Source organism: Pseudomonas sp. BP8 (assembly GCF_017875955.1).
In the GTDB taxonomy this organism is placed as follows: domain Bacteria; phylum Pseudomonadota; class Gammaproteobacteria; order Pseudomonadales; family Pseudomonadaceae; genus Aquipseudomonas.
The window spans coordinates 2,185,820-2,212,736 of record NZ_JAGINK010000001.1; the positions used below are offsets into that span (position 1 = coordinate 2,185,820).

The window sequence follows — 26,917 nt, forward strand, 5'->3', positions numbered from 1 at the left end:
CTCTATCGCGCAATGGGGGTCAGCTGGAATGTGGGTTAGCCTGCTTTGTAAGGGCAGGGTCGCTCTCCCTTGACGACGCCAGCCGGCCACAGGGGGGATGGCACCGGCTTCGCCGGTTTCGCGGGACAAGCCCGCTCCTACAGGGTTTGCTTGATCATTAACTTGGCGTTAGTTCTGTCAGAGCGGCCTTTGGTCGCGACAGGGGCGCGCAGCGCGCCCCTGGATCACTGGTCAGATATGCAGCGCCTGGCCCAGCGCCCGCAGTGCAGCTTCCTGCACTGCTTCGCCCAGGGTCGGGTGCGCGTGAATGGTGCCGGCAATGTCTTCCAGGCAGGCGCCCATCTCCAGCGACTGGGCAAACGCGGTCGACAGCTCCGATACGCCCACCCCGACTGCTTGCCAACCCAGAATCAGGTGGTTGTCACGCCGGGCAACCACCCGCACGAAACCGCTTTTCGATTCCAGGGTCATGGCCCGTCCGTTGGCGGCAAACGGGAATTGCGCAACGATGCAGTCCAGTCCCGATTCACTGGCCTGTTCCGGCGTCTTGCCAACTACCACCAGTTCCGGGTCGGTGAAGCACACCGCGGCAATCGCCGCTGGCTCGAAGCGTCGTGCGTGGCCGGCAATCAGCTCGGCGACCATCTCGCCCTGGGCCATGGCCCGGTGGGCCAGCATCGGTTCGCCCGCCAGGTCGCCAATCGCCCAGACGTTGCGCATGCTGGTCTGACAGCGCTCGTCCACGGCCACCGCCGAGCCGTTCATGTTCAGCGCCAGGCTCTCGAGGTTGAAACCTTGGGTGCGTGGGCGGCGGCCCACGGCAACCAGCACCTGATCGGCCTCTATGCGCAATTGTTCACCTTGCGCAGTCCGCGCCAGCAGGCAGCCGTCGTCGTAGCCTTCGACGCTGTGCCCCAGGTGCAGGGCGACCCCGAGCTTTTTCAGTGACTCGACCACCGGCGCGGTCAGCTCGGCGTCATAGGTTGGCAGGATGCGCTCCCGCGCTTCCACCACGCTGACCTGCACGCCCAGCTTGCGGTAGGCAATGCCCAACTCGAGGCCGATATAACCGCCGCCGACTACCACCAGGTGCTTGGGCAGTGACGTCGGTGCGAGCGCTTCAGTGGAGGAGATGATCGGCCCACCCAGCGGCAGCATGGGCAGCTCGACACTGCTCGAACCGGTCGCCAGCAGCAGGTGGTCGCACTGGATACGCTGGCCATCGACGTCAACGGTTTTGCCGTCGATGATCTTCGCCCAGCCGTGGATCACCGTCACACCGTGCTTTTTCAGCAAGGCGGCAACGCCGCTGGTCAGGCGGTCGACGATGCCGTCTTTCCAGGCCACGCTTTGCGTGATGTCCAGGCGCGGAACGGAGACGCTGATGCCCAGCGGCGACTGCCCGGCGTGGCGTGCGGTCTGGTGAAACTGCTCGGCGACATGGATCAGCGCCTTGGACGGGATGCAGCCAATGTTCAGGCAGGTACCGCCCAGCGCCTGGCCTTCGACCAATACCGTGGGGATGCCCAGTTGCCCGGCGCGGATCGCGGCGATATAACCGCCAGGCCCGCCACCGATGATCAGCAGGGTGGTGTTGATAGTCTGTGGCATGCTCACTCCACGAACAGGCAGGCGGGTTGTTCGAGCAGGCCGCGCACGGCCTGGATGAACAGGGCGGCATCCATGCCGTCGACCACGCGGTGATCGAACGAACTGGACAGGTTCATCATCTTGCGCACCACGATCTGGCCGTCGACCACCACGGGGCGTTCGACCATGCGGTTGACGCCGACAATCGCCACTTCCGGGGTGTTGACCACCGGCGTGCTGACGATCCCGCCGAGGGCGCCGAGGCTGGTCAGGGTGATGGTCGAGCCGGACAGTTCTTCGCGGCTGGCCTTGTTGCTGCGTGCGGCATGGGCCAGGCGGGTGATCTCGCTGGCATTGCCCCACAGGCTGCCGGCTTCGGCATGACGCAGTACCGGCACCATCAGGCCGTTGTCGCCCTGGGTAGCGATGCCGACGTGCACCGCGCCATGACGGGTGATGACCTGCGCTTCGTCGTCATAGGTCGCGTTGATCTGGGGGAAGTCGCGCAGGGCGACGACCATGGCCCGCACCAGGAATGGCAGCAGGGTGAGCTTGCCGCGGCTGTCGCCGTATTTGTGGTTAAGCTGCTGGCGCAGGGCTTCCAGCGCGGTGACGTCGATCTCTTCGACATAGCTGAAGTGCGCCACCCGGCGTTTGGCGTCCTGCATGCGCTGGGCGATCTTGCGGCGCAGGCCGATCACCGCCACCTGTTCGCTGTCGCTGCGCTTGGCATAGCCGCTGGGCGCCTGGCCGCTGCTGGTGTGGGGCTTGCTCATGAAGCCATCGAGGTCTTCATGCAGGATGCGCCCGGCAGGGCCGCTGCCATGCACATAGCGCAGCTCGATACCGGCATCCAGGGCGCGCTTGCGCACGGCCGGGGAGGCCAGCGGTTTTTCGTTGGCCTGGCGCGGCACGATCGCGGCGGCGCTTGGCGCGGGCGTCGGCTGGCTAGGCACTGCGGGCGACTCGGCGCGCACCTCGGCGGGCGCTGGGGTCGGGGCTGCTTGAGCCTCGACGGGCTTGGCCTGCGGCGGGTCGACGTGGTTGCCGCTGCCTTCGACTTCAATGCGAATCAACTCGCTGCCGACCGCCATGACCTCACCCGGCTGGCCGCCGAGGGCAAGCACCTTGCCGCTGACCGGCGAAGGGATTTCTACCGTGGCCTTGTCGGTCATGACATCGGCCACCACCTGGTCTTCGGCGATCACATCGCCGACCTTGACGAACCATTCCACCAACTCGACCTGCGCGATGCCTTCACCGATGTCCGGCATCTTGATGACGTGCGTGCCCATTCAGACCTCCATGACCCGTTTCAATGCCGCACCCACCCGCGAAGGGCCTGGGAAATACGCCCATTCCTGTGCGTGAGGGTAGGGCGTGTCCCAGCCGGTGACGCGCTCGATCGGCGCCTCGAGGTGATGGAAACAATGCTCCTGAACCAGCGCCACCAGTTCGGCGCCAAAGCCACAGGTGCGGGTCGCTTCGTGTACTACCACGCAGCGGCCAGTCTTTTTCACCGACTCGACAATGGTCTCCAGATCGAGCGGCCACAGGCTGCGCAGGTCGATCACTTCAGCGTCGACACCGGTCTCTTCGGCCGCGACCTGCGACACGTAGACGGTAGTGCCATAGGTCAGCACGGTGACGTCGTTGCCTGGGCGGGTGATCGCCGCCTTGTCCAGCGGTACCGTGTAGTAAGCATCAGGCACGGCGCTCTGGGCATGCTTCGACCAGGGCGTTACCGGCCGGTCGTGGTGGCCGTCGAACGGGCCGTTGTAGAGGCGCTTGGGCTCGAGGAAGATGACCGGGTCGTCGCATTCGATCGAGGCGATCAGCAAACCTTTGGCGTCGTACGGGTTGGACGGCATTACCGTGCGCAGGCCGCAGACCTGGGTGAACATCGCCTCCGGGCTCTGGCTGTGGGTCTGGCCGCCATAGATACCGCCGCCGCACGGCATGCGCAGGGTCAGCGGCGAAATGAACTCGCCGGCGGAACGGTAACGCAGACGGGCCATTTCCGAGACGATCTGGTCGGAGGCCGGGTAGAAGTAGTCGGCAAACTGGATCTCCACCACCGGCCGCAGGCCATAGGCGCCCATGCCCACCGCCGTGCCGACGATGCCGCTCTCGGAGATCGGGGCGTCGAACACGCGGGATTTGCCGTATTTGCTCTGCAGGCCCTCGGTGCAACGGAACACGCCGCCGAAGTAACCAACGTCCTGGCCGTAGATCACCACGTTGTCATCGCGCTCAAGCATGACATCCATGGCCGAGCGCAGGGCCTGGATCATGGTCATGGTGGTGGTGGACATGGCGGTTTCCAGGTCAATGCTGTTGTTGTGATCGTTCATCTCAGACCCCCAGCTGTTGGCGCTGACGGCGCAGGTGATCGGGCATGTCCTTGTACACGTCCTCGAACATCGAGGCGGCGCTCGGGATCTGGCCGTTGCTCATGGTGCCGTACTGTTCGGCCTGCTTCTGCGCCGTGATGACCTCGGCTTCGAACTCGGCGGTAGTCGCCTGGTGTTCGTCTTCGGACCACTGGCCGATATAGATCAGGTGCTGCTTGAGGCGGGCGATCGGGTCGCCCAGCGGGAAGTGGCTCCAGTCATCGGCCGGGCGGTATTTGGACGGGTCGTCGGAGGTCGAGTGCGGGCCGGCGCGGTAGGTGACCCATTCGATCAGGGTTGGGCCCAGGCCGCGGCGGGCGCGTTCGGCAGCCCAGCGCGAGGCCGCGTAGACCGCGACGAAGTCATTGCCGTCGACCCGTAGCGAGGCGATCCCGCAGCCCACACCACGGCCTGCAAAGGTAGTCGATTCACCGCCGGCGATGGCCTGGAAGGTGGAGATCGCCCACTGGTTGTTGACCACGTTGAGGATCACCGGCGCGCGGTACACGTGGGCAAAGGTCAGCGCGGTGTGGAAGTCGGACTCGGCGGTGGCGCCGTCACCGATCCAGGCCGAGGCAATCTTGGTGTCGCCCTTGATCGCCGAGGCCATGGCCCAACCGACCGCCTGCACGAACTGGGTGGCGAGGTTGCCGCTGATGGTGAAGAAGCCGGCTTCGCGCACCGAATACATGATCGGCAGCTGGCGACCCTTGAGCGGGTCGCGCTCGTTGGACAGCAACTGGCAGATCATTTCGACCAGCGACACGTCGCGGGCCATCAGGATGCTTTGCTGGCGGTAGGTGGGGAAGCACATGTCGCTGCGGTTGAGTGCCAGCGCCTGGGCGCTGCCAATGGCTTCCTCGCCCAGGCTCTGCATATAGAAGGACATCTTCTTCTGGCGCTGGGCAACCACCATGCGGCTGTCGAAAATGCGCGTCTTGAGCATGGCGCGCATGCCTTGGCGCAGCACCTGCGGGTCGATGTCGGCGGCCCACGGGCCGAGCGCGTTGCCGTGCTCGTCGAGCACGCGCACCAGGCTGTTGGAGAGGTCTGCGGTGTCGGCAGGCTCGACGTCGATCGGCGGTTTACGGACTTGACCTGCATCGTTCAGACGCAGGTAGGAAAAATCGGTCTGGCAGCCTGGCCGGCCGGTAGGCTCGGGCACATGCAAACGCAGGGGGGCGTACTCGTTCATGCTGTTTACGCTCGCTCGGATGTTGTTTTTGTGAGCTTTGAAGCGGTCGCCGCTGACTACTGGCTTGTGACCGTTAGGTCAGCGCTAATTACATGGTAGAGGGACGGCAGGAGAATTTTTCTCTCATGTTCATTGCGTTTGTCCGTGGGGGCAGATAAACATTCCGGATAAACACAAGAATCAGGTGAATTTGTCTCATGCGTAAACTGGATCGCACGGATATCGGCATTCTTAACAGCCTGCAGGAAAACGCCCGGATCACCAACGCCGAGCTGGCGCGCTCGGTCAACCTGTCGCCGACGCCGTGCTTCAACCGAGTCAAGGCGATGGAGGAGTTGGGAGTGATCCGCCAGCAGGTCACCTTGCTTTCGCCCGAAGTGCTCGGGCTGGACGTCAACGTGTTCATCCATGTCAGCCTGGAAAAGCAGGTAGAGCAGTCGCTGCACCGCTTTGAAGAGGAGATCGCCGAGCGCCCGGAGGTGATGGAGTGCTACCTGATGACCGGTGACCCGGACTACCTGCTGCGGGTACTGCTGCCGAGTATCCAGGCGCTGGAACGGTTTCTCGATTACCTGACGCGGTTGCCGGGGGTGGCCAACATTCGCTCCAGTTTTGCCCTCAAGCAGGTGCGCTACAAGACCGCGCTGCCGTTGCCGGCCAATGGCATGACCTTGCGTGAATGAACTGGCGGTTTTTGTTGCCTGGTCTGGCCTCTCTGATGCTGTTCACTTGAGAATGCCGGGGCTGCTGCGCAGCCCATCGCGACACAAGGCCGCTCCCACAATGTCCGCGCTTGTCCTGTAAATGGGGGCATACAGGGTCGGCGTGGGAGCGGCCTTGCGTCGCGATGGGCTGCGCAGCAGCCCCGGCATTCTTAGGTGAACACTATTAGGGCAAGCCAGTTCCTACGGGGTTACGGCCCGCACGATCACCCGCTTGATATTTTAAACACCCCGGGCTTATGTTGTGCTCGTTGCCGTCCCGGCATGCGAAAACAACAAGGACAGTGTCATGACGACCGAAAGCCTGCGCTCCCTCAGCGAGCACCTGGCGGACATTGATGAGATCGAATGTGTAACCCCAGACCTCAATGGCGTACCGCGTGGCAAGGTGATGACTGCCGAGGGCTTCCTCGAAGGGCGACGCCTGCAGATGGCGCGCGGGGTGTTGCTGCAATGCATCATGGGCGGCTACCCGCCTGCGAAATTCTACGGCAGCGACGACGGTGACCTGGCCTTGCTGGCCGACCCGGCACAGATCCATCGCCTGCCGTGGAGCGACGACCCGCGTGCCCTCGCCATCTGTGATGCCAACGAGCTCGACGGCACCTCATCGGCGCTGTCCACGCGCGGCCAGCTCAAGGCGGTGATCGCCCGTTATGCCGCCCTTGGCCTGGCACCGGTAGTCGCTACCGAGCTGGAGTTTTTCGTTTTCGCGGCCAATGCCGACCCGCTCCAGCCGTTCCAGCCGCCGCTGGGCAAGGATGGCCGGCGTGAACTGGGCCATTCGGCGTTCAGCGTCAGCTCCAACAATGGCCTGCGGCCGTTCTTCAGCGAGGTCTACCGCTGCATGGCGGCGCTCGGCCTGCCGCGCGACACCTTCATGCACGAGATGGGCGTCAGTCAGTTCGAGATCAACCTGTTGCATGGTGATCCGCTGCTGCTGGCTGACCAGACCTTTCTGTTCAAGCACCTGCTCAAGGAGGTCGCACTCAAGCATGGCTTGATCGTGGTGTGCATGGCCAAGCCGCTGGCGCGCACGCCGGGCAGCTCGATGCACATCCACCAAAGCCTGGTCGAGATTACCAGCGGGCGTAATGTATTCAGCGACGAGGCGGGGCAGGCCAGTGAGACCTTCCAGCACTTCATTGGCGGGCTGCAGGCGTGCATGGCCGACTTCACGGCGTTGTTCGCCCCCAACGTCAACTCCTACCAGCGTCTCTGTCATCCGTATGCCTCGCCGAACAATGCCTGTTGGTCTGAAGACAACCGCGCGGCGGGCCTGCGCATTCCGGCCAGTGCGCCAATTGCGCGGCGTGTCGAGAACCGCTTGCCGGGCGCTGATGCCAACCCGTACCTGGCGATCGCCGCCAGCCTCGCTGCCGGCCTGCATGGCATCGAACAGCGCTTGCAGCCTGCCGCGGCGATCCAGGGCGAATTCACCGTGCCGGAGCACCTGAGTCTGCCCTGCACCCTGCATGCGGCACTGGCGCGGCTCAAGCACAGCACGCTTGCGCGGGAACTGTTCGGCAGTGAGTTCATCGAAGGCTATGTCGCGACCAAGACCCTCGAGCTGAGCGACTTCTTTGATGAAATCACGCCCTGGGAACGGCGCGTGCTGGCGGCTCAGGCCTGATCGCGACACAACTGGCACTGGACACGTCCCTGCGGCTTTATTTGCGCCGCAGGGCCTGCGCCTCCGTGCATTTGCCCTTATGCTTGCGAGCACTATCCTCCACCTGACCAGGGAGCCCTTCGGGACGCATGCGACAGATCTGGAAGTCTTTTCGTTCGCTGTATTTCGCCGCCTTGATGATGCTGATCGGCTCGGGCCTGTTAAGTACGTACCTGGCCCTGCGCCTGGCTGCCGACAATGTCGACAGCCTGTGGATTGGTGCATTGATGGCGGCCAACTATTTTGGTTTGGCACTGGGCGGCAAGATTGGCCACCGGCTCATCGCCCGGGTCGGGCATATCCGGGCCTACGCCACCTGTGCCGGGATCGTCGGAGCGGCGGTGCTCGGCCATGGGCTGACTGACTTGTTGCCGGTCTGGGTCGGACTGCGGATCATTGTTGGCCTTGGCATGATGTGCCAGTACATGGTCATTGAAAGCTGGCTCAACGAGCAGGCTGATGCCAAGCAGCGTGGCGCCGTGTTCAGTGGCTACATGATCGCCTCGTACCTGGGCCTGGTGCTCGGTCAGTTGATCCTGGTGGTGCATCCCGAACTGGGCCCTGAGCTGCTGATGCTGGTCGCCATGTGCTTTGCGCTGTGCCTGGTGCCGGTGGCAATGACCCGGCGGATTCACCCGGCGCCGTTGCGCCCGGCGCCGATGGAGCCGAAGTTCTTCATCAAGCGCGTACCGCAGTCGCTGAGTACGGTGCTGGGAGCGGGCTTGATCGTCGGTTCGTTCTACGGCCTGGCGCCGCTGTATGCGGCCAATCAAGGGCTGAGCACCGAGCAGATCGGTCTGTTCATGGGGTGCTGCATCTTTGCCGGGCTGGTGGTGCAATGGCCACTGGGCTGGTTGTCTGATCGCTACGACCGTGCGGTGTTGATCCGCACGGCGGCGGGCGGGCTGGCGTTGGCGGCGTTGCCGCTGGCGATTCTGCCTAGCGTGCCGTTGGAAATGCTGTTCGGCATCGGCTTTGTGATTTCCCTGCTGCAGTTCTGCCTGTATCCGCTGGCCGTGGCGTTTTCCAACGACCATGTCGAAAGTGAGCGGCGTGTGTCGCTGACGGCCATGTTGCTGGTGACTTATGGCGTGGGCGCCTGTATCGGGCCGTTGGCGGCCGGTGTGCTGATGAAGGTGCTGGGCCCGCAGATGCTTTATGCGTTCTTCCTGTTTTTCGCGTTGGTGCTGGTCTGGCGGATTCGGCCGAAGGCGGTCACTGGGTTGCACCAGGTTCAGGATGCTCCGTTGGGTCACGTGGCGATGCCGGCGGCAGGTTCGCCGTTGTCGGCGGCACTCGACCCGCGGGTTGATGAGCAGACGGTGCAGGATGTGATGCAGGCGCCGATTGGGGCGGAGGATACCGAAGAAGAACAGGAGCAGGGTGTGGGGCCTGAGCCTGAGGTGGGCAAGGTCAGCTGAGTTCGCCGTGGGCTTGGGTGGTCTGGCTGGCTTAGGAATTGTGGGCTTATCCATTTGATGGGGTGGCTTTTCTGGCCTCTTCGGCCCTTACGGCGGGTCACTTTTTTTCTTGGAAAAAAGTGACCCAAAACCGCTTGCTCCCACATACGGCCCTCCGCTCCGGTCTTGCTCCTGAAGTCGCCAAGTTACGGGTGGCGTCTGGGCTGGCGTTGTCTTCGATAGTGGCAGGTGTGGTGGATGTTCGGGCCTCTTCGCGGGGCAAGCCCGCTCCTACAGGGATTGCGCCGAATTCAAAGTCTGCGCCCATCCTGTAGGAGCGGGCTTGTCCCGCGAAGAGGCCGGTACTGCCAATGCAAATCGCAGGGCGCAGCCCTGCCAGCCACACCGCAATTCCGCTGGTAAATAAACAAAGCGAGAGCGCAGCGATTCGCCAGCCGTTGCCCTGGCTGTTGATCTTGATCTTGCTCTTGATCTACAGCGACTTCAGGAGGCCGAGCGCAGGTCTTGCGCAGGGAGGTGGAGGCCATGGATGGCCGGAAAGCGCTGAGGCCCAGGATGGGCCGTACAGCGCGGTCCTCCCGGAGCAAGACCGGAGCGAGGGAACCCCGAAGCGCAGCGTAGGGGCCGGATGCAGGAGCAAGCGGTTTTTGGTTACTTTTTTCCAAGAAAAAAAGTGACCCGCCGTAAGGGCGGAAGGGGCCAGTGGCGCCACCACATCAAATGGATAAGCCCCAAGCTACCAGGCCAGAGCCAAAGCCAAGACCAATACCCACCATCCCCACCAATCCGTAAAAAACCCAAAAAAAAACCACCCGAAGGTGGCATTTTTCATGTCAGCACAAAAATCAGTAATCGTCCTTGTCAAACCGCCGCGCCTCACGCTGCAGCTGGTAGACAAAACTCTCGATCTTGCGCTGCGACTGGCCAGTGAGGTTATGGAACCGCACCCCAGCAAACGTGGTGTTGATGCGCTCTTCAAAGTGCAGATGACGCAGCTCCACCATCACATCGCTCAACCCCAACGGATTACCCGCCTTGAACCGCTCGTAAACCTGGCCCAGCTGCAAGCGCTGTTCGACATCGCCGTCAAAACGCATCTTGCAACCAGTGGCAGAGATGTCCAGCAGCTTGCCGCGCAGCGCCCCATTGCCCTTGAGGTGAGTGCCATCCAGGATAACGTCGACCAGTTGCGACAGCTTAAGCGCCGCGCGGAAAGCATTGCGCCGCTGGTGGTACACCACTTCTTCGGGCAGCGGCCCGCGATAGCTGCGGTGACCGTCAACTTCAGAAATGGTCAGGGGAGTGTTGCATTCCCAGGCAATACGCACCCCGTCATGAAAGCCTTCGACGCGGAACGGCTCGCCGTTCTCGATAAACTTTTCACCGTCACGCGGGATCAGTTCATCGAATGCCAGGGTGTTGCTGTCACGGTCCACATGCACCACGTAGCTCTGGAACCGCTGGCTGCGTTCATGGAAGGTGATGATCAGCGGATCGTGGCTATCCAGCAGCTGGCGCAGGTTGGCCGTGATCTCCAAAGGAGTGCTCAGCACCTTTGGGGGCTGGGGAGCATCGGATTCATTGAACACGGGTTATCAATCTCCAGGCAAATACGACACACGCAAGTAACGGCATTTTGCCAGTATGTTCCGTGCCATGATAGAAAAAATCAAACTTGGCTGATCGCCCGAGGCTTGGCCATTGGCGAAGTCGCGCCACGGCTGTCGTACAGCGACGGGGAATCGCCGCCGTTGAGGATTCTGATCTGGTTGGCCGTAGCGGCCTGCTGGACCTGGATGATCCGACCGTTGGTCTCGTTGATCTGCTGGCAGGCGTCCATCAGCTGGGTAAGGACGGCGAGCTGCTGCATGATCAGTTCGCCATTCGGCGATTGCTCGGCCACGGCCTGTACGCCTGCACGATTGGCGCTCAGGCCAAGGCTGGCAAGCAGGTTGTTGCGGCGCTGGCCCTGCTGCTCGAGCAACACGATCAACGACTGCTTGCGCGCGAGGATCTGCTCCAGCGCGGCCATGTCGCGGCCATGCAGGGCGACTGCTTCGCTTTGCAGCAGTTCCAGCAGCTCCTGGGTAGGCGCGATGTCGTCTTCGATCAATTGCAGCAGAGTAATGTCGTGCATGGCTGGCTCTTGGGTTATAGCGTCCTTGAAGTCAGCGCGCCGATGGCTTAGCGCTGAGCTTCGAATTCAAGCAGTTTGCTGGCGACCCGGCCGGCATCGACCTGGTAGCTGCCATCTGCAATCGCCTGCTTCAACTCGGCCACGCGGGCGCTGTTGACGGTGGGCTGATCGCGCAGCTTGTCGCTGATCTTTTGCAACTGCTGGGCCTCTTGACTGAGGTGTACTGCCTCTCCGCTGACGTTGGCGCGTGCTGGCGCTTCGCTGGTTTCGCCGGGTTTTTCGGCGGTGCCGGTCGCGCTGGTGCTGCGCACGCCGCCGGTGACGGCCGGAGAGCTATTAAGACGACTGAAGTCGATGACCATGATCAGAAACCCCTGGGTATTTGGACGCTTGCCATGTTTTCGGCCAACCCGAAAAAAACTTTAGGCACGAATGCATAGCCGCTTGTCAGCAAGCTCGCGTAACCCCATTTCTGACACAGTTTAGGTAAAGCGGTTCCTTCCCGCCAGCCTTGTTACATCGCCACCTCGACCTGCCCGGGCGCTGTCACCCGAGCCTTGATCACCCGTTTGGAGTTCAGGTTGCGGACTCGGATCTGTTCACTCAGGCCGCCCTTGGCCAACGCCTCGCCGGGCATGCGCACGCTCAACGTGCCGCTGCGGGCAATGATCACCACCTGGTCGCCCTTGCGTACTACGTCGGCCTGTTCCAGGTGTTGCGGGGTGAGTACCTGGTCAAGTACGGCAGGGCGCAGCAGTTTCATCCCCACGGCCTGGTCCAGGCTGCCGAGAAACCCCTGGCTGAGCGTGCCAACGTCGCGCTCGCGCAGGGTCACGTCGTTTTCACCTACCACACTCTCGCGCCTGAGCGGGCGGGCCATCACCACCACCTCGCGGTACAGCTTGACCTGCGCCGGAACGAACACGGTCCAGGGCGCACTGCTGTCGCAACGTACCCGCACCGTCACCCGTCCCAAAGGTTGTGCCGGGCTTTCCAGCGAAGCGTCAAGCGCTTGGCTGCACAGCGGCATGCGCAGGCGCGGGTCGAGGTTGTTCACCTGGATCTCGTAACGCCCCTGCGTCTGCGTGCTCGCCAGATAATCCTCGACAGTGAACTCAAGAAACCCTTGGGTGACACCGATAAGCTGTTCAGGCAAGGTGATCGCATCTGCCAGCGCGCGAGCGCTGGGTGCCAGCAGGCAAAGCACGGCCAGTGGGCCAGCCAGCAGGCGCGTCAGTCGTCGGGAAAATGGCGTTTTCGTATACATGACGCTAAAAAAAGCAAAGCCCGTGCCGACTTTAATAGGCAGGCAGAAACGTTAAGGAGTCTGGCATGGCTGGTGTTATGGATTCGGTCAACCAGCGCACGCAGCTGGTTGGGCAGAATCGTCTGGAACTCTTGTTGTTCCGCCTCAATGGCTCGCAGCTGTATGGCATCAATGTGTTCAAGGTCCGCGAGGTGCTGCAGTGCCCGGACCTGACCGTGTTGCCCAAGTCTCATCCGGTGGTGCGCGGCGTCGCCAATATTCGCGGGGCGACCATCCCGATCCTCGACCTGTCGATGGCCACCGGCTTGCCCGGGCTGCAGGAAGAGACCCGCAAGAGCTTCGTCATCATTACCGAATACAACACCAAGACCCAGGGCTTCCTGGTCCACTCGGTCGAGCGCATCGTCAACATGAACTGGGAGGAGATTCATCCGCCACCCAAGGGCACCGGCCGTGACCATTACCTGACAGCGGTCACCCGGGTCGACAATCGCATGGTCGAGATCATCGACGTGGAAAAGGTCCTGGCCGAAGTCGCGCCGTCGTCCGAGTCGGTGTCGGCCGGCGTGGTGTCTGCCGAGGTGCAGGACCAGGCCGTGCTGCTGCGGGTGCTGGCTGTCGATGACTCGTCGGTCGCCCGCAAGCAGGTCAGCCGCTGCCTGCAGACGGTCGGCGTCGAGGTGGTGGCGCTCAATGATGGTCGGCAGGCGCTGGACTACCTGCGCAAGCTGGTCGACGAGGGCAAGCGTCCGGAAGAAGAGTTCCTGATGATGATCTCGGACATTGAAATGCCAGAAATGGATGGCTATACCCTCACGGCAGAGATTCGCAGTGACCCGCGCATGCAAAAATTGCACATCGTCCTGCATACTTCACTGTCTGGGGTGTTCAACCAGGCCATGGTCAAGAAGGTCGGCGCCGACGACTTCCTGGCCAAGTTCAAACCGGACGACCTGGCCCAGCGGGTAGTCGACCGGATCAAGGCGACGCATTGAAACGGCCGGGGCATGTCCCCGGCCCCAGCAATTGAATAGAGGCGGCAGTAGTGTCTACGGGTAATTTGGATTTCGAACAGTTCCGGGTCTTCCTGGAGAAAGCCTGTGGCATCTTGCTGGGTGAGAATAAGCAGTACCTGGTCTCGAGCCGTCTCAACAAGTTGATGGAGCAGCAGGGTATCAAGTCGCTGGGCGAGCTTGTCCAGCGCATCCAGAGCCAGCCGCGCAGCGGCCTGCGCGAGCAGGTGGTCGACGCCATGACCACCAACGAGACGCTCTGGTTTCGCGATACCTACCCGTTCGAAGTGCTCAAGAACAAGGTTATCCCGGAGTTCATCAAGGGTAATCCGGGGCAGCGTCTGCGGATCTGGTCGGCGGCGTGCTCTTCGGGGCAGGAGCCGTATTCGCTGTCGATGGCCATCGACGAGTTCGAGCGCAGTAACCTCGGCCAGTTGAAGATGGGTGCGCAGATTGTTGCCACTGACTTGTCGGGCACCATGCTGACCAACTGCAAGAGCGGCGAGTACGACAGCCTGGCGATTGCGCGTGGCTTGTCGCCGGAGCGCCTGCAGCGTTACTTCGATCCCAAGGGGGCGGGGCGTTATGCGATCAAGGCGCCGATTCGCAGCCGGGTCGAGTTTCGCTCGTTCAACCTGCTCGACAGTTATGCGGCGCTGGGCAAGTTTGATGTGGTGTTCTGCCGGAACGTGTTGATCTACTTCTCGGCGCAGGTGAAGAAAGACATCTTGTTGCGTATTCACAGCACGTTGAAGCCTGGCGGGTATCTGTTCCTGGGGGCTTCCGAAGCGCTCAATGGCTTGCCGGATCATTATCAGATGGTTCAGTGCAGTCCTGGGATCATTTACCAGGCCAAGTGATTGGACTGATGAAAAAAACCGGCGTCGTCAGGCGCCGGTTTTTTTTGGCCTCGCGCCTGGCTTAAGCGCCTGGGGCTGCTTTGCAGCCCTTTCGCGACACAAGGCCGCTCCCACAGGTACTGCGCGGTCCCCCCTGTGGGAGCGGCCTTGTGTCGCGAAAGGGGCGCAAAGCGCCCCCAGCATTACCGGCTCCCACGAAGAAATCAGCGAAACCACGGAACCCGATTGCCTGGCGTCAATTTTTTGGATTGCCGCTTTTGCCGCTCAGTGATTGCCGCTCGCCACTCGCCAAGCGGAAGCACTTTGCCGCTTTTCTGGCATGGCAGAGTGCCGCGTAGCTGGCAATGTCCCGGTTTACGTGGCTTCGGCCTGGTTGGCACAGGCCTTGCTATAGCTTGACCAACGACATTCCGGTCAACCGTCGAAGGTTTTCAGACATGAGCATCAGTTTCGACAAGGCGCTTGGCATTCATGAAAAGGCCCTGGGCTTCCGCGCGCAGCGCGCCGAAGTGCTGGCCAACAACATTGCCAACGCCGATACGCCCAATTACAAGGCGCGTGACATGGACTTCTCTTCGGTGCTCGCCGCCGAGTCCGACAAGCAGCAGAAAGGGCGCATTGCCCTGGACCGGACCAATACCCGGCACATCGAGGCACAAGGCCTGGCCATGGCCGACGATAGCCTGCAGTACCGCACGCCGATGCAGCCTTCGATCGACCAGAACACCGTCGACGCCCAGATCGAGCAGTCCAACTACGCAGAAAACGCGATCGGTTTCCAGGCCAGCTTCACCTTGCTCAACAGTAAATTCAAAGGGCTGGTATCGGCCCTGCGCGGAGAGTGACCATGTCCCTTGCCAACGTTTTCAACATCGCCGGTAGCGGCATGAGTGCGCAGAATACCCGCCTCAACACTGTCGCCTCGAACATCGCCAACGCCGAGACCGTTTCGTCGAGCATCGACCAGACTTACCGCGCGCGTCACCCGGTGTTCGCCACCACCTTCCAGCAGGCCCAGGGCGGCGTCGGGCAATCGCTGTTCGAAGACCAGGGCGAGGCCGGCCAGGGCGTGCAGGTCATGGGTATCGTCGAGGATCAGAGCAATCTGGAAGCCCGCTACGAGCCCAACCATCCGGCGGCGAACAAAGACGGCTACGTCTATTACCCGAACGTCAACGTGGTCGAGGAAATGGCTGACATGATTTCCGCCAATCGCTCGTTCCAGACCAACGCCGAGCTGATGAACACCGCCAAGACCATGATGCAGAAAGTGCTGACCCTGGGTCAGTGATAAGGAATCAGGACCATGGCTATCGATAGCACTTCGCTCAATGACGTCCTCGCGGCGTCGGGTGTCAGCACCGGCACCAAGAAGACCGCCACCAACACTGCATCTCAGACCGGCACCGATACCCTCGGCAAAGACGCGTTCCTGCAGCTGCTGGTTACCCAGATGCAGCACCAGAACCCGCTGGACCCACAGGACAACGGCGAGTTCGTGGCGCAGTTGGCGCAGTTCAGCAGTCTCGAGGGGATTACCTCGCTGAACGATTCGGTCAATACCATCACCAGTTCGCTGGGCTCGTCCCAGGCCTTGCAGGCATCGTCGCTGGTGGGGCGCTCGGTGGTCGTGCAGAACGACAAGGCCGTGGTCGACACCAGCGAGAGCTTCAACGCGCAGTTTGTGGTGCCGCAGTCGATCAGCGAAGCGAAGATCACCATCAAGGACAAGGACGGCAACACCGTCAAGACCATCGAGATGGGCGAGCAGGCGGCTGGTTACGCCGACTTCATCTGGGATGGCACCAATTCGAGTGGCGAGAAGGTCGACCCGGGTACCTACACCTTCACTGCCAGCACCACCGTGGACGGCCAGTCGGTGCAGATGAATACCCTGCTGCCGGCGAAAGTGACCAGCGTCAGCTTTAGTGCCTCCGGCGAAATGGTGCTGAACCTGGCCGGGCTAGGGAAGGTTTCCCTGTCCGACGTACAAACCATCGGGATCTAAGGCCGACTAGACGGCAACAGGAGCAATTACATGTCTTTCAATATCGGTCTTAGCGGTCTGTACGCAGCCAACAAGCAACTTGACGTTACTGGCAACAACATCGCCAACGTCAACACCACCGGTTTCAAATCGTCGCGCGCCGAGTTCGCCGACGTCTATGCCGGCGCCAACCGCCTGGGCGTGGGCAAGAACCAGATCGGCAACGGCGTACGCCTGGCAGCGGTCTCCCAGCAGTTCACCCAGGGTGACATCAACAACACCGGCAACGTGCTGGACATGGGGATTCAGGGGCAGGGCTTCTTTATCCTCAACGACAACGGCTCGAAGATGTACACCCGTGCCGGTGCCTTCCAGACCAACAAAGACAACTTCGTGGTCACCGCCGACGGCATGCGCCTGCAAGGCTATGCTGCGGACACGGCCGGCAACATCCAGAAGGGTTCGCTAACCGACCTGAAGATCGACACTTCGGCACTGCAACCCAAGGCTACCAGCCTGATCGACCAGGGGCTGAACCTGAACTCCTCGGCAGCGTCGATCCCGTTCCAGATCTTCGACAACAGCACCCCGCCGGTCATGGCCGCGTTCAATCCGGCTGATCCGACCACCTACACCCAGGCGTTCACCAGCAAGGCCACCGACAGTGCCGGTGTCGAGCACGACGTCCAGCAGTACTACCGCAAGACCGGCACCAACCAGTACACCATGTACACCCTGGTCGACGGCCGCAACCCCTACGATCCAAGCAGCACCGCGCCGCTGTCGGGCACCATCAACTACAACAATGATGGCTCCATCAGCTCGATGACTGCCGACACCACCGGTGTACCGGCGGGCGCTTCGTTCACGGTCAACAACAACGCCTTCAGCATGGTTGGCTGGGTGCCGGCCGAGCAGGATGTCAATGGTGACTGGGTAGCCAGTGGCGCCACTGGCGCTGCGGGTGGTATCTCCCTGGCGACCAGCAACCTGCCGGTGATGGTCGCCAACAAGGCCTTCGATCCGTCCGATGAAACGACGTACAGCAAGTCGTTCCCGACCAAGGTCTTCGACAGCCAGGGTAACGAGCACACCCTCGAGCAGTTCTACCGCAAGACCAGCACCAACGAGTGGACCTTGTACACCTTGGTTGATGGTCGCAATCCGTTCAACCCGGCCAGCACCGAGCCGCTGGTGGGCACCATCAACTTCAACAGCGACGGCAGCGTCAACTCGATGACTGCGGACAACACCGGGCATCCGGCAGGCTCTTCGTTCACGGTGACCAACAGCGTCTTCAGCATGGTCGGCTGGGTGCCTGCGGTTGAAGATCCGGCCGGTGTATGGGGTTCCAATGGTGCGGTAGGCGATGCCGCTGGCATGCGTCTGTCGATGAACAGCACCACCTCCTACAACACCGAGAGCGCACGCATGTCGCAATCTCAGGACGGTTATGCCACTGGCATCCTGTCCAGCCTGAGCATCGACTCGACCGGCGTACTGTTCGCCAGCTTCAGCAACTCGCAGTCGCGCGCTGTTGGTCAGGTGGCCATCGCCAGCTTTGCCAACGAGCAAGGTCTGCAGCAACAGGGCGGTACCCGCTGGACTGAAACCTACACCTCCGGCATCCCTGGTATCGACTCGCCGAAGACCGGCACGCTGGGCAGTGTCGAGTCCAACGCATTGGAAGGCTCCAACGTCAACCTGACCCAGGAGCTGGTCGAGTTGATCAAGGCGCAGAGCAACTACCAGGCCAACGCCAAGACCATCTCCACCGAAAGCACCATCATGCAGACCATCATTCAGATGGCCTGATGAGTTGCTGAAGCAGGCGTAATCACAGACCCCTTGATCGCAAGGGGTCTGTCGTTTTTGAGGAGCAGCTCATGAAGTACCTTATCGTCGCCTGTGCTGCTGCGCTGTTTCTGCTCCAGGCGCAGGCCGGGACTGCACCATGGTGGCGTTGGGAGAGCCAGGCCGATGGGCGCCTAGTGTGCTCGCAGTGGTCGCCGGGGGAGGGCTGGAAGCGCTTTGCCGGGCCTTACACCAATGGCGGCTGCCGAGCGCCGTAGGCATGGGCTGCGCAGCGGCCCCGGCAGGTCCAAGTCGTGCGCAGTGCCAACGGCCGCGCATTGACCTGATCCCAAGCGGGTTTGCCGTCCCCGGCAACATGGCGCCGGATATCCGGCGGCCGTCTTTCCCTGACTCGCCTTAAAACCCCGTATTCACTGGCTTTTTCATCTTTTTTGAAAGTTGGTTCGGAACTTGCTTTGTTGCCTGCACAGCAGCGGCGAGCGGCAAACGATCGCCAGTGCAGCGGAGAATGACTGTGGACAAGATGCTTTACGTGGCCATGACCGGCGCCAGCCAGAACGCGCTCGCGCAGAAGGCCCACGCCAACAACCTGGCGAACATTTCCACCAACGGCTTCCAGCGTGACCTCGAGCAGGCGCGTTCGATGCCGGTGTTTGGTGACAGCTTTCCGTCGCGCGCGTTTGCCCTGAGCGAGCGCCCGGCCACCGACTTCAGCGCCGGTGCCCTGGTTGAAACCGGGCGCGAACTGGACGTCGCGGTCAGCGGCAACGGCTTTATCGCCGTGCAGGCACCCGACGGCAGCGAGGCCTATGTGCGTACCGGTAGCCTGAACATCGACGCCCTCGGTGTGCTGCGTGCCGGCAACGGCATGCCGGTGATAGGCAATGGCGGCCCGATCGCCATTCCGCCCGAGCAGAAGGTCGAGGTCGGCGAAGACGGCACCATCAGCATTCGCGCCATGGGCGAGGATCCGCGGGTGATGGCCGAAGTCGACCGGATCAAGCTGGTCAACCCCGACATCAAAGGCCTGACCAAAGGCCTGGACGGCATGATCCACACCACCAGCGGCCAGCCGGCCGATGCCGACATCAACGTCAAGGTGGTCTCGGGCTTCCTTGAGTCGAGCAACGTCAACGCCGTCGAAGAGATGACCTCGGTGCTGGCGCTGTCCCGTCAATTCGAACTGCACGTCAAGATGATGAACACGGCCAAGGAAGGCGACGAAGCCATGGCGCGTGTTTTGCAAATCGGCTAATCACATTTGAACGGGTGCCGTAAAACAGGCGCACGAGGAGAACACTATGCTTCCGGCTCTTTGGGTCGCTAAAACCGGTCTGTCCGCCCAGGACACCAACCTGACGGTCATTTCCAACAACCTGGCCAACGTCTCGACCACCGGCTTCAAACGTGATCGCGCCGAGTTCCAGGACCTGCTCTACCAGGTCAAGCGCCAACCAGGTGCCCAGTCGACCCAGGACAGCGAACTGCCGTCGGGCCTGCAGGTCGGTACCGGTGTGCGCATTGTCGGCACCCAGAAAAACTTCCAGGTCGGCAGCCTGCAGACCACCGAGAACCCGCTGGACATGGCCGTCAACGGTCGCGGTTTCTTCCAGGTGCTGCAGCCCGACGGTACCGTCTCCTACACCCGTGACGGTACTTTCCACCTGAACTCCGATGGCCAGGTCGTCACTGCCAACGGCTTCGCCCTGGAGCCGGCCATCGTCGTGCCCAACGATGCCCAGACCTTCACCGTTGGCCAGGATGGCACCGTGTCGATCACCATCGCCGGTAACCCGGCTGCGCAGGTCATCGGCAACATCCAGACCGCCGACTTCATCAACCCGGCCGGCCTGCAGGCGATGGGCAACAACCTGTTCCTGGAAACCGCTGCCAGTGGCGCGCCGCAGGTGGGTACGCCGGGCCTGAACGGCTTTGGTACGACCCTGCAGCAGACCTTGGAAAACTCCAACGTCAGCACCGTTGAAGAGCTGGTCAACATGATCACCACTCAGCGTGCCTACGAGATGAACTCCAAAGTCATCTCCACCGCCGACCAGATGCTGTCGTTCGTCACCCAGCAGCTGTAATCCCTGAGGTCGCTGTTGCAGCGTCTGTTCCACCGTGAGGTAAGTGTCATGAAGCGTCTGTTGTCCGTATTCGCCCTGGGGGGGGCGGTGTTGTTGGCCGGTTGCGTCGGTCCGACGCCCAAACCCAACGACCCGTACTACGCGCCGGTGTTGCCGCGCACCCCATTGCCGGCGTCGGCCAACAACGGTTCGATCTACCAGGCCGGTTTCGAACAGGACATGTACGGCGACCGCAAGGCGTTCCGGGTCGGTGACATCATCACCATCACCCTGAACGAGCGCACCTCGGCCAGCAAGAGCGCCAACTCGCAGATCGACAAGGACAGCACGGCCAACATCGGCCTGACCTCGTTGTTTGGCGCGATCCCCAACACCAATAACCCGTTGGGCAGTGGCGACCTGTCGCTCGATGCCGGCTACAGCGGCAGCCGTGCGACCAAGGGCGACAGCAAGGCGGCCCAGGGCAATACCTTGACCGGCTCGATCACCGTCACCGTGGCCGAAGTGCTGCCCAACGGCATCATTGCCGTGCGCGGCGAGAAGTGGATGACCCTCAATACCGGTGACGAACTGGTACGCATCGCCGGATTGATCCGCGCCGATGACATCGCGACCGACAACACCGTGCCATCGACCCGTATTGCCGATGCGCGCATCACTTATTCGGGTACTGGCTCGTTTGCCGATGCCAGCCAGCCGGGTTGGTTGGACCGCTTCTTCATCAGCCCGCTGTGGCCTTTCTGAGTCTGGATGCCCATGTTCAACATCAGGCAGCTGATTGCCGCAACACTCCTCATGTCCTGTGCGTTCGCCGCTCACGCCGAACGCCTCAAGGACATCGCCAGTATTTCTGGCGTGCGCACCAACCAGCTGATTGGTTATGGCCTGGTGGTGGGGCTCAACGGCACGGGTGACCAAACCACCCAGACCCCGTTCACCCTGCAGACCTTCAACAACATGCTGTCGCAGTTCGGCATCAAGGTACCGGCCGGCTCCGGCAACGTGCAGTTGAAGAACGTCGCCGCGGTGTCGGTGCATGCCGACCTGCCGGCGTTCGCCAAGCCTGGTCAGGTTGTCGACATCACGGTGTCGTCGATTGGTAACTCGAAGAGCCTGCGCGGCGGCAGCCTGTTGATGACGCCGCTCAAGGGTATCGACGGCAACGTCTACGCCATCGCCCAGGGCAACCTGGTGGTGGGCGGCTTCGATGCCGAAGGCCGTGACGGCTCGAAGATCACCGTCAACGTACCGTCGGCCGGTCGCATCCCCGGCGGTGCCAGCGTCGAGCGGGCCGTGCCGAGCGGTTTCAACCAGGGCAACAGCCTGACCCTGAACCTCAACCGGCCAGACTTCACCACCGCCAAGCGCATCGTCGACAAGATCAACGACCTGCTCGGCCCGGGTGTCGCCCAAGCCCTGGATGGCGGCTCGGTCCGGGTCACGGCGCCGATGGATCCGAGCCAGCGGGTCGATTACCTGTCGATTCTGGAAAACCTCGAGATCGATCCGGGCCAGGCGGTGGCCAAGGTCATCATCAACTCGCGTACCGGCACCATCGTCATCGGCCAGAACGTCAAGGTGTCGCCGGCAGCCGTGACCCACGGCAGCCTCACCGTGACCATTACCGAAGACCCGATCGTCAGCCAGCCGGGGCCGTTCTCCAACGGCCAGACCGCCGTGGTGCCACGCTCGCGGGTCAATGCCGAGCAGGAAGCCAAGCCGATGTTCAAGTTCGGCCCGGGGACCACGCTGGATGAAATCGTCCGCGCGGTGAACCAGGTTGGCGCAGCGCCCAGCGACCTGATGGCAATTCTTGAAGCCCTCAAGCAGGCCGGCGCCTTGCAAGCCGACCTGATCGTGATCTGAGGAACCCGCGCATGGACTCCAAGAGCCTGGTCTCGACCCACGCCGACAGCGGCGCCTATACCGACCTCAATCGCCTGACGTCGCTCAAGCATGGTGATCGCGACAGCGAAGCCAATGTGCGCAAGGTAGCCCAGGAATTCGAGTCGCTGTTCATCAGCGAGATGCTCAAGGCGTCACGCAAGGCCAGCGACGTGCTCGCCGCCGATAACCCGATGAACACCGAAACGGTCAAGCAGTACCGCGACATGTACGACCAGCAGTTGGCCGTGAGCATGTCCCGCGAGGGCGGTGGTATCGGTTTGCAGGAAGTCCTGATGCGCCAGCTGTCCAAGCAGAAGGCCCAGGTTGCCACGCCCAATCCGTTCCTGCGTGGCGAGGCCGCTGGCCCGGCGCTGTGGGGTGCCAAGGTGGCCGACCCGGTACACGGCAGTTCAACCACGAGCACACGCAACGACGTCGCGGCGCTCAACTCACGACGCCTGTCCTTGCCGGGCAAGCTCACCGATCGCCTGCTGGCCGGCATCGTGCCGTCGGCGGGTACTCCGGCGGCAACCACCAATAGCGCTGCCATTCCGGCCCGTGATGGGCAAATGGTCAATGGCGTGGTCAAGGGTGACTGGGAGCCGGCGCAGGCCTTTGCCGCGGCCGATGGCGGCACGCGTATTCTCGGTCGCGCCGTGGCCCAGCCGCCGCTGGCGCCGAAGCGGGCCTTTGGCAACAGCGACGAATTCGTCGCCACCATGCTGCCCATGGCCGAGCAGGCCGCCAAGCGGATCGGTGTCGACCCACGCTATCTGGTGGCCCAGGCGGCGCTGGAAACCGGCTGGGGCAAGTCGGTCATGCGTAACGGCGACGGCAGCAGCAGCCATAACCTGTTTGGCATCAAGGCCACGGGCAGTTGGCAAGGCGGCGAAGCGCGGGCGATCACCAGCGAGTTTCGTGACGGGCAGTTCGTCAAGGAGACGGCAGCGTTCCGTTCCTACGATTCCTACCAGGACAGCTTCCACGACCTGGTCAGCCTGCTGCAGAGCAATTCGCGCTATCAAGATGCAGTGAAATCAGCCGATAACCCAGAACAGTTCGTGCGAGAACTGCAAAAGGCCGGGTATGCAACCGACCCGAACTACGCCAGCAAGATCTCGCAGATCGCAAGACAGATGAAGTCGTACCAGAGCTATGCGTCGCTCGGTACTACAACGCAACTATAAGGGTCCGCAACCATGGCGAGTTTGATCAATATTGGCATGTCGGGGCTTGGCGCCGCGCAGTCCGGGATGTACACCCTGGGTAACAACATCGCCAATGCCGATGTCGACAGCTACTCGCGCCAGCAGAACGTGCAGAAGACCAAAGGCGCAGAGCAGCAAGGCAACGTCTACATCGGTACCGGGACCACCCTGGCCGACGTGCGTCGGGTGTACAACGCGTTTCTCGAGAACCAGTTGCGCACGACCACCTCGCTGTCCAGCGACGCCAGCGCCTACCTCAGCCAGATCACCTCGCTGGACGCTTCACTGTCGAGTGCCGACACCGGTATCACCGCCGCACTGCAGAGCTTCTTCAGCGCCATGCAGGACGCCTCTGCCAAACCCAACGAAGATGCCTCGCGGCAGTTGTTGCTGAGCAGCTCGCAGAGCCTGGCCAAGCGTTTCAATACGCTTTCGGCGCAGTTGAACCAGCAGAACAGCAATATCAACAGCAACATGGCCGCGATCGCTACTCAGGTGAACAACCTGACCAAAAGCATCGCCGACCTCAACGATCAGATCGTGCGAGCCAGTGCCGTCTCCGGCCAGCCCAACGACCTGCTTGATCAACGCGATGGTGCGGTGCGCGAGCTGACAGCATTGATCGGCGCTGATGTGGTCGAGCAGAAAAATGGCAACTACGACATCTATCTGAAGAACGGCCAAGCGCTGGTACTGGGCAATACCACCCAGACTATCGGTGTCCAACCGGGTGCGACCGATCCGACCCGCATGAGCCTGGTGCTCAACCGCGGTTCGACCAAGATGGACATCACCAACAGCACCACCGGTGGTGAACTCGGCGGCCTGATTCGCTACCGCAGTGATACCCTCGATCCGGCGCTCAACGAGCTTGGGCGGGTTGCCCTGGTGGTCGCCGATGCGATCAACAGCCAGCTGGCGCAAGGGGTCGACAAGAACGGCGACTTCGGCGCCATTCTGTTCGGCGATATCAACAGCGCCAAGGCAATCAGCGAACGCAGTGTCGCCAAACCGGGCAACAGCGCAGGCTCTGGCAACCTGGATGTGACCATCAAGGACACCGGCAAGCTGACCACCAACGATTACCAGGTGACCTTTACTAGTGCCACCGGTTATTCCGTGCGTCGTTTGCCCGATAACACCGAGATGGGTAGCTACGACCTGGGCCAGACGCCGCCTCCGGTGATCGACGGTTTCAGCCTTTCGCTCAACGGCGCCGCCGTGGCTGCCGGCGACAGCTTCAAGATCACCCCCACTCGCAATGCAGCATCCGACATCGAGTCGGTACTGACCGATCCCAAGCGCCTGGCCCTGTCTGCGCCGCTGACCGGCACCAGTGGCGCGGGCAACAAGGGCACGGGGGTGATCACCCAGCCGACGCTTACCTCAGAGCTGGATATCTACGACCCGACTCAGCTCAATCAGCTGCAGACCGGCCTCAAGTATTCCACCCCGGTGAAGCTGGTGTTCGGCGACAACACCGCCTCGCCGCAAAGCTACACGCTGTACAACGCCAAGGGCGATTCGATCGGCACCGGCACAATCATCCCCGGGCAGGACAACAAGCTGCAGCTGTCGGTGCCGATGGTCGATGCCAACGGTAACGCGCTGGGCAGCAACTTCACCTTCGAGATGAACGTCAACGGCGCGCCGCAGACGGGTGACAGCTTCAGTGTGGCGCTGACCGGCGCAGGCTCGGCCGACAACCGCAACGCCCAGTCGGTGATCGACCTGCAGACCAAGTCGACCGTCGATGTCGGCGCCAATGGCAAGGGCATCAGCATCACTGATGCCTATGCCAAGCTGGTGTCCAATGTGGGTGGCAAGGCCAATCAGGCGAAGATGGACGGTAACGCCACCAGTGCCTTGCAGACCTCTGCACTGGATGGCCGAAATTCGTTGTCGGGTGTGTCGGTCGACGAAGAGGTCGGCAACCTGGTCAAGTTCCAGCAGTACTACACCGCGTCGTCGCAGATCATCAAGGCGGCCCAGGAAACCTTCGCCACCTTGATCAACAGCCTTTAAGGAGCCGTAGACCGTGCGCATTTCTACTTCGCAGTTCTACAACACCAACAGCGCCAATTACCAGAAGAACTTTGCCAACACGGTGAAGACTCAGCAGGAGGCCAGCGACGGCATCCGTGTGCGGACCGGTATGGACGACCCGGTGGGTGCAGCGCGCTTGTTACAGCTGGAGCAGCAGCAGAACATGCTCAAGCAGTATTCGGGCAACATCACCAATGTGCGAAATGCGCTGGGGACTGCCGAGAGCACCTTGAACTCGATCGGTACACTTCTGCAGCGTGTAAATGAACTGGCCGTGAGCTCAGGTAACGGCGCTTTCACTGATGCAGATCGTAAAGCCAACGCGGATGAACTCGCTTCACTGGAAGACCAGTTGTTGACGTTGATGAATAGCAAGGACGAGAGCGGTCAATACCTCTTCTCCGGTTCGAAAGGCGACACCCCGCCCTACGCGCGCAACGCCGACGGGACCTACAGCTATCAGGGCGACCAAGGCAAGCTGAACCTGCAGGTCGGGGACATGATCAGCCTGGCTGCCAACGAGACTGGCTACGACGCGTTCGAGCAAGCGCTCAACACCAGTCGCAGCGAGACCAAGATGACCGCGCCAGCGACGGACGATGGCCGTGTTGGCCTTTCCAATGGTCAGGTATCGGGCAACTCGACCTACAACGATCGCTTCCGCAGTGGAGAGCCTTACAAAATCGAATTCAGCAGCAGCACCGAATTCAAAATCACCGATGCCAACAATAATGACGTGACGCTAGAAGCCAGTCAGGGCGGTAAGTTCGATCCCAATGGTGATAACACCACCATCAGCTTCCGGGGCGTCGACCTACGACTGGACATCACCTACAAGGATGGCGACAAGGGCAACGAAGATGCCGCCATCGCTGGCCATACGTTCAGTCTGAGTTCGAAGGCCGATCAGCTTTCAGGAACCCGCAGCCCGGGTAATGCCTCATCTGAGCAAGTGACTGGCGCGAGCATCACTGACAAGGCTGCGTATAAAGCGGCGTTCCCACCAGGGGGAGCAGTCCTCAAATTTACGGGAACCAGCACTTTCGAACTGTATGCCTCACCGGTTACTACTGATAGCCGCCCGGTCGCTTCCGGTGCATTGGGTGGGCCGAATGGGACTACCGCAACTGTAGCCGGTGTCAGCTTTGAGTTGTCGGGTGCACCAAACGCTGGGGATTCGTTCGCCGTCAAGGTAGAAACGCATCAGACTCAGAACGTGCTCGACACCATCAGCAAGCTGCGTACTGCGCTAACGACACCGCAAGATGCTGACCCGGTGGCGCGGCAGAACTTCCTGGCATCGCTGGATTCGGCTATAGGCAACATTGCAAGTGGCATCAGCCAGGTGTCGTCGTCGATCAGCGCAATAGGTGGGCGTGGGCAGTCGCTGGATGTGCAGGCCGAAACCAATGAAGCGTTGAGCGCTGAGAACGTCAAGACCCAGAGTTCGATTCGTGAAAGTGACCCAGCAGAGGTGATGCTTCGCCTGACGATGCAAACCAACATGTTGCAGGCTTCACTGCAGGCTTACGCGAAAGTTGCGGGGCTATCGTTGGTCAATTACATCTGATTGACGCCTGATCGTGCTAGGCGGCCTGTACACAGATTACCGCCACG

25 protein-coding genes are annotated in these 26,917 nt (G+C 61.7%); 17 read left to right on the top strand and 8 right to left on the bottom strand.

Annotation, left to right across the window (positions count from 1 at the left end; genetic code table 11):
* Window positions 1–231: 231 nt before the first annotated feature.
* The 4 genes from lpdA to J3B00_RS09670 are packed head-to-tail and all read right to left on the bottom strand — an operon-like array spanning window position 232 to window position 5,178.
* Window positions 232–1,611 (bottom strand): dihydrolipoyl dehydrogenase, encoded by a 1,380-nt coding sequence (lpdA, locus tag J3B00_RS09655; protein WP_209867084.1) that lies wholly within the window; start codon window positions 1,609–1,611, stop codon window positions 232–234.
* A gap of 2 nt (window positions 1,612–1,613) precedes the next feature.
* Complete coding sequence (locus J3B00_RS09660) at window positions 1,614–2,885, bottom strand: dihydrolipoamide acetyltransferase family protein (protein WP_209867086.1); 1,272 nt, start codon at window positions 2,883–2,885, stop codon at window positions 1,614–1,616.
* Window positions 2,886–3,944: an alpha-ketoacid dehydrogenase subunit beta gene (locus J3B00_RS09665; protein WP_209867088.1), complete on the bottom strand. Its 1,059-nt coding sequence runs from the start codon at window positions 3,942–3,944 to the stop codon at window positions 2,886–2,888.
* A 1-nt stretch (window position 3,945) separates the two neighbouring features.
* Window positions 3,946–5,178 (bottom strand): 3-methyl-2-oxobutanoate dehydrogenase (2-methylpropanoyl-transferring) subunit alpha, encoded by a 1,233-nt coding sequence (locus tag J3B00_RS09670; protein ID WP_209867090.1) that lies wholly within the window; start codon window positions 5,176–5,178, stop codon window positions 3,946–3,948.
* 197 nt (window positions 5,179–5,375) lie between these two features.
* Between J3B00_RS09670 and bkdR the strand changes: the two genes are divergently transcribed.
* From bkdR to J3B00_RS09685, 3 genes are all read left to right on the top strand, one after another.
* On the top strand, window positions 5,376–5,861 hold the full coding sequence (bkdR, locus tag J3B00_RS09675; RefSeq protein ID WP_054891915.1) for a Bkd operon transcriptional regulator BkdR: 486 nt from the start codon (window positions 5,376–5,378) through the stop codon (window positions 5,859–5,861).
* Window positions 5,862–6,291: 430 nt separating this feature from the next.
* Window positions 6,292–7,533 carry a glutamine synthetase family protein gene (locus tag J3B00_RS09680; RefSeq protein WP_209874720.1) on the top strand — a complete coding sequence of 414 codons (1,242 nt, stop codon included), beginning with the start codon at window positions 6,292–6,294 and terminating at the stop codon, window positions 7,531–7,533.
* Between the two features lie 128 nt (window positions 7,534–7,661).
* Window positions 7,662–8,993 (top strand): MFS transporter, encoded by a 1,332-nt coding sequence (locus J3B00_RS09685; protein ID WP_209867092.1) that lies wholly within the window; start codon window positions 7,662–7,664, stop codon window positions 8,991–8,993.
* An 845-nt stretch (window positions 8,994–9,838) separates the two neighbouring features.
* On the opposite strand, the gene J3B00_RS09690 is transcribed toward J3B00_RS09685, so the two are convergent.
* The 4 genes from J3B00_RS09690 to flgA all read right to left on the bottom strand — a co-directional run bounded on the left by J3B00_RS09690 (window position 9,839) and on the right by flgA (window position 12,397).
* Complete coding sequence (locus tag J3B00_RS09690; protein WP_209867094.1) at window positions 9,839–10,582, bottom strand: flagellar brake protein; 744 nt, start codon at window positions 10,580–10,582, stop codon at window positions 9,839–9,841.
* A gap of 80 nt (window positions 10,583–10,662) precedes the next feature.
* On the bottom strand, window positions 10,663–11,130 hold the full coding sequence (locus J3B00_RS09695; protein WP_209867097.1) for a flagellar protein FlgN: 468 nt from the start codon (window positions 11,128–11,130) through the stop codon (window positions 10,663–10,665).
* 47 nt (window positions 11,131–11,177) lie between these two features.
* Entirely contained in the window at window positions 11,178–11,492 is a 315-nt protein-coding gene (gene flgM / locus J3B00_RS09700; protein WP_209867099.1) for a flagellar biosynthesis anti-sigma factor FlgM, read from the bottom strand.
* 152 nt (window positions 11,493–11,644) lie between these two features.
* Complete coding sequence (gene flgA, locus J3B00_RS09705; protein WP_209867102.1) at window positions 11,645–12,397, bottom strand: flagellar basal body P-ring formation chaperone FlgA; 753 nt, start codon at window positions 12,395–12,397, stop codon at window positions 11,645–11,647.
* A 65-nt stretch (window positions 12,398–12,462) separates the two neighbouring features.
* Between flgA and J3B00_RS09710 the strand changes: the two genes are divergently transcribed.
* The 14 genes from J3B00_RS09710 to J3B00_RS09775 all read left to right on the top strand — a co-directional run bounded on the left by J3B00_RS09710 (window position 12,463) and on the right by J3B00_RS09775 (window position 26,870).
* Entirely contained in the window at window positions 12,463–13,392 is a 930-nt protein-coding gene (locus J3B00_RS09710) for a chemotaxis protein CheV (RefSeq protein WP_209867104.1), read from the top strand.
* A 50-nt stretch (window positions 13,393–13,442) separates the two neighbouring features.
* On the top strand, window positions 13,443–14,270 hold the full coding sequence (gene cheR, locus J3B00_RS09715) for a protein-glutamate O-methyltransferase CheR (RefSeq protein WP_209867106.1): 828 nt from the start codon (window positions 13,443–13,445) through the stop codon (window positions 14,268–14,270).
* Between the two features lie 437 nt (window positions 14,271–14,707).
* On the top strand, window positions 14,708–15,115 hold the full coding sequence (flgB, locus tag J3B00_RS09720) for a flagellar basal body rod protein FlgB (protein ID WP_209867108.1): 408 nt from the start codon (window positions 14,708–14,710) through the stop codon (window positions 15,113–15,115).
* 2 nt (window positions 15,116–15,117) lie between these two features.
* Window positions 15,118–15,561, top strand: a complete 444-nt coding sequence (gene flgC, locus J3B00_RS09725; protein WP_209867111.1) for a flagellar basal body rod protein FlgC — start codon at window positions 15,118–15,120, stop codon at window positions 15,559–15,561.
* Between the two features lie 15 nt (window positions 15,562–15,576).
* Window positions 15,577–16,278 carry a flagellar hook assembly protein FlgD gene (gene flgD, locus J3B00_RS09730; protein ID WP_209867113.1) on the top strand — a complete coding sequence of 234 codons (702 nt, stop codon included), beginning with the start codon at window positions 15,577–15,579 and terminating at the stop codon, window positions 16,276–16,278.
* A 30-nt stretch (window positions 16,279–16,308) separates the two neighbouring features.
* The gene (locus J3B00_RS26795; protein ID WP_209867115.1) at window positions 16,309–18,072 is read left to right on the top strand and encodes a flagellar hook-basal body complex protein; all 1,764 of its coding nucleotides are present in this window, start codon (window positions 16,309–16,311) and stop codon (window positions 18,070–18,072) included.
* Between the two features lie 71 nt (window positions 18,073–18,143).
* Window positions 18,144–18,329: a hypothetical protein gene (locus J3B00_RS09740; protein ID WP_209867117.1), complete on the top strand. Its 186-nt coding sequence runs from the start codon at window positions 18,144–18,146 to the stop codon at window positions 18,327–18,329.
* A 257-nt stretch (window positions 18,330–18,586) separates the two neighbouring features.
* Window positions 18,587–19,327, top strand: coding sequence for a flagellar basal-body rod protein FlgF (flgF, locus tag J3B00_RS09745; RefSeq protein WP_209867119.1), 741 nt, complete (start codon window positions 18,587–18,589; stop codon window positions 19,325–19,327).
* Between the two features lie 46 nt (window positions 19,328–19,373).
* Window positions 19,374–20,159: a flagellar basal-body rod protein FlgG gene (flgG, locus tag J3B00_RS09750; protein ID WP_209867121.1), complete on the top strand. Its 786-nt coding sequence runs from the start codon at window positions 19,374–19,376 to the stop codon at window positions 20,157–20,159.
* A 48-nt stretch (window positions 20,160–20,207) separates the two neighbouring features.
* Entirely contained in the window at window positions 20,208–20,903 is a 696-nt protein-coding gene (flgH, locus tag J3B00_RS09755) for a flagellar basal body L-ring protein FlgH (RefSeq protein WP_209867123.1), read from the top strand.
* Window positions 20,904–20,915: 12 nt separating this feature from the next.
* Window positions 20,916–22,025: a flagellar basal body P-ring protein FlgI gene (locus J3B00_RS09760; RefSeq protein ID WP_209867125.1), complete on the top strand. Its 1,110-nt coding sequence runs from the start codon at window positions 20,916–20,918 to the stop codon at window positions 22,023–22,025.
* Window positions 22,026–22,036: 11 nt separating this feature from the next.
* Window positions 22,037–23,233 (top strand): flagellar assembly peptidoglycan hydrolase FlgJ, encoded by a 1,197-nt coding sequence (gene flgJ, locus J3B00_RS09765; RefSeq protein ID WP_209867128.1) that lies wholly within the window; start codon window positions 22,037–22,039, stop codon window positions 23,231–23,233.
* 12 nt (window positions 23,234–23,245) lie between these two features.
* On the top strand, window positions 23,246–25,279 hold the full coding sequence (gene flgK, locus J3B00_RS09770) for a flagellar hook-associated protein FlgK (protein WP_209867131.1): 2,034 nt from the start codon (window positions 23,246–23,248) through the stop codon (window positions 25,277–25,279).
* 13 nt (window positions 25,280–25,292) lie between these two features.
* On the top strand, window positions 25,293–26,870 hold the full coding sequence (locus J3B00_RS09775; RefSeq protein ID WP_209867133.1) for a flagellar hook-associated protein 3: 1,578 nt from the start codon (window positions 25,293–25,295) through the stop codon (window positions 26,868–26,870).
* Window positions 26,871–26,917: the final 47 nt, after the last annotated feature.

What these genes read in the sequence shown, in the direction of transcription:
- lpdA (WP_209867084.1), bottom strand. Translation starts at nt 1,611, where the DNA reads ATGCCACAGACTATCAACACCACCCTGCTGATCATCGGTGGCGGGCCT.
- J3B00_RS09660 (WP_209867086.1), bottom strand. Translation starts at nt 2,885, where the DNA reads ATGGGCACGCACGTCATCAAGATGCCGGACATCGGTGAAGGCATCGCG.
- J3B00_RS09665 (WP_209867088.1), bottom strand. Translation starts at nt 3,944, where the DNA reads ATGAACGATCACAACAACAGCATTGACCTGGAAACCGCCATGTCCACC.
- J3B00_RS09670 (WP_209867090.1), bottom strand. Translation starts at nt 5,178, where the DNA reads ATGAACGAGTACGCCCCCCTGCGTTTGCATGTGCCCGAGCCTACCGGC.
- bkdR (WP_054891915.1), top strand. Translation starts at nt 5,376, where the DNA reads ATGCGTAAACTGGATCGCACGGATATCGGCATTCTTAACAGCCTGCAG.
- J3B00_RS09680 (WP_209874720.1), top strand. Translation starts at nt 6,292, where the DNA reads ATGACTGCCGAGGGCTTCCTCGAAGGGCGACGCCTGCAGATGGCGCGC.
- J3B00_RS09685 (WP_209867092.1), top strand. Translation starts at nt 7,662, where the DNA reads ATGCGACAGATCTGGAAGTCTTTTCGTTCGCTGTATTTCGCCGCCTTG.
- J3B00_RS09695 (WP_209867097.1), bottom strand. Translation starts at nt 11,130, where the DNA reads ATGCACGACATTACTCTGCTGCAATTGATCGAAGACGACATCGCGCCT.
- flgM (WP_209867099.1), bottom strand. Translation starts at nt 11,492, where the DNA reads ATGGTCATCGACTTCAGTCGTCTTAATAGCTCTCCGGCCGTCACCGGC.
- flgA (WP_209867102.1), bottom strand. Translation starts at nt 12,397, where the DNA reads ATGTATACGAAAACGCCATTTTCCCGACGACTGACGCGCCTGCTGGCT.
- J3B00_RS09710 (WP_209867104.1), top strand. Translation starts at nt 12,463, where the DNA reads ATGGCTGGTGTTATGGATTCGGTCAACCAGCGCACGCAGCTGGTTGGG.
- flgB (WP_209867108.1), top strand. Translation starts at nt 14,708, where the DNA reads ATGAGCATCAGTTTCGACAAGGCGCTTGGCATTCATGAAAAGGCCCTG.
- flgC (WP_209867111.1), top strand. Translation starts at nt 15,118, where the DNA reads ATGTCCCTTGCCAACGTTTTCAACATCGCCGGTAGCGGCATGAGTGCG.
- flgD (WP_209867113.1), top strand. Translation starts at nt 15,577, where the DNA reads ATGGCTATCGATAGCACTTCGCTCAATGACGTCCTCGCGGCGTCGGGT.
- J3B00_RS26795 (WP_209867115.1), top strand. Translation starts at nt 16,309, where the DNA reads ATGTCTTTCAATATCGGTCTTAGCGGTCTGTACGCAGCCAACAAGCAA.
- J3B00_RS09740 (WP_209867117.1), top strand. Translation starts at nt 18,144, where the DNA reads ATGAAGTACCTTATCGTCGCCTGTGCTGCTGCGCTGTTTCTGCTCCAG.
- flgG (WP_209867121.1), top strand. Translation starts at nt 19,374, where the DNA reads ATGCTTCCGGCTCTTTGGGTCGCTAAAACCGGTCTGTCCGCCCAGGAC.
- flgH (WP_209867123.1), top strand. Translation starts at nt 20,208, where the DNA reads ATGAAGCGTCTGTTGTCCGTATTCGCCCTGGGGGGGGCGGTGTTGTTG.
- J3B00_RS09760 (WP_209867125.1), top strand. Translation starts at nt 20,916, where the DNA reads ATGTTCAACATCAGGCAGCTGATTGCCGCAACACTCCTCATGTCCTGT.
- flgJ (WP_209867128.1), top strand. Translation starts at nt 22,037, where the DNA reads ATGGACTCCAAGAGCCTGGTCTCGACCCACGCCGACAGCGGCGCCTAT.
- flgK (WP_209867131.1), top strand. Translation starts at nt 23,246, where the DNA reads ATGGCGAGTTTGATCAATATTGGCATGTCGGGGCTTGGCGCCGCGCAG.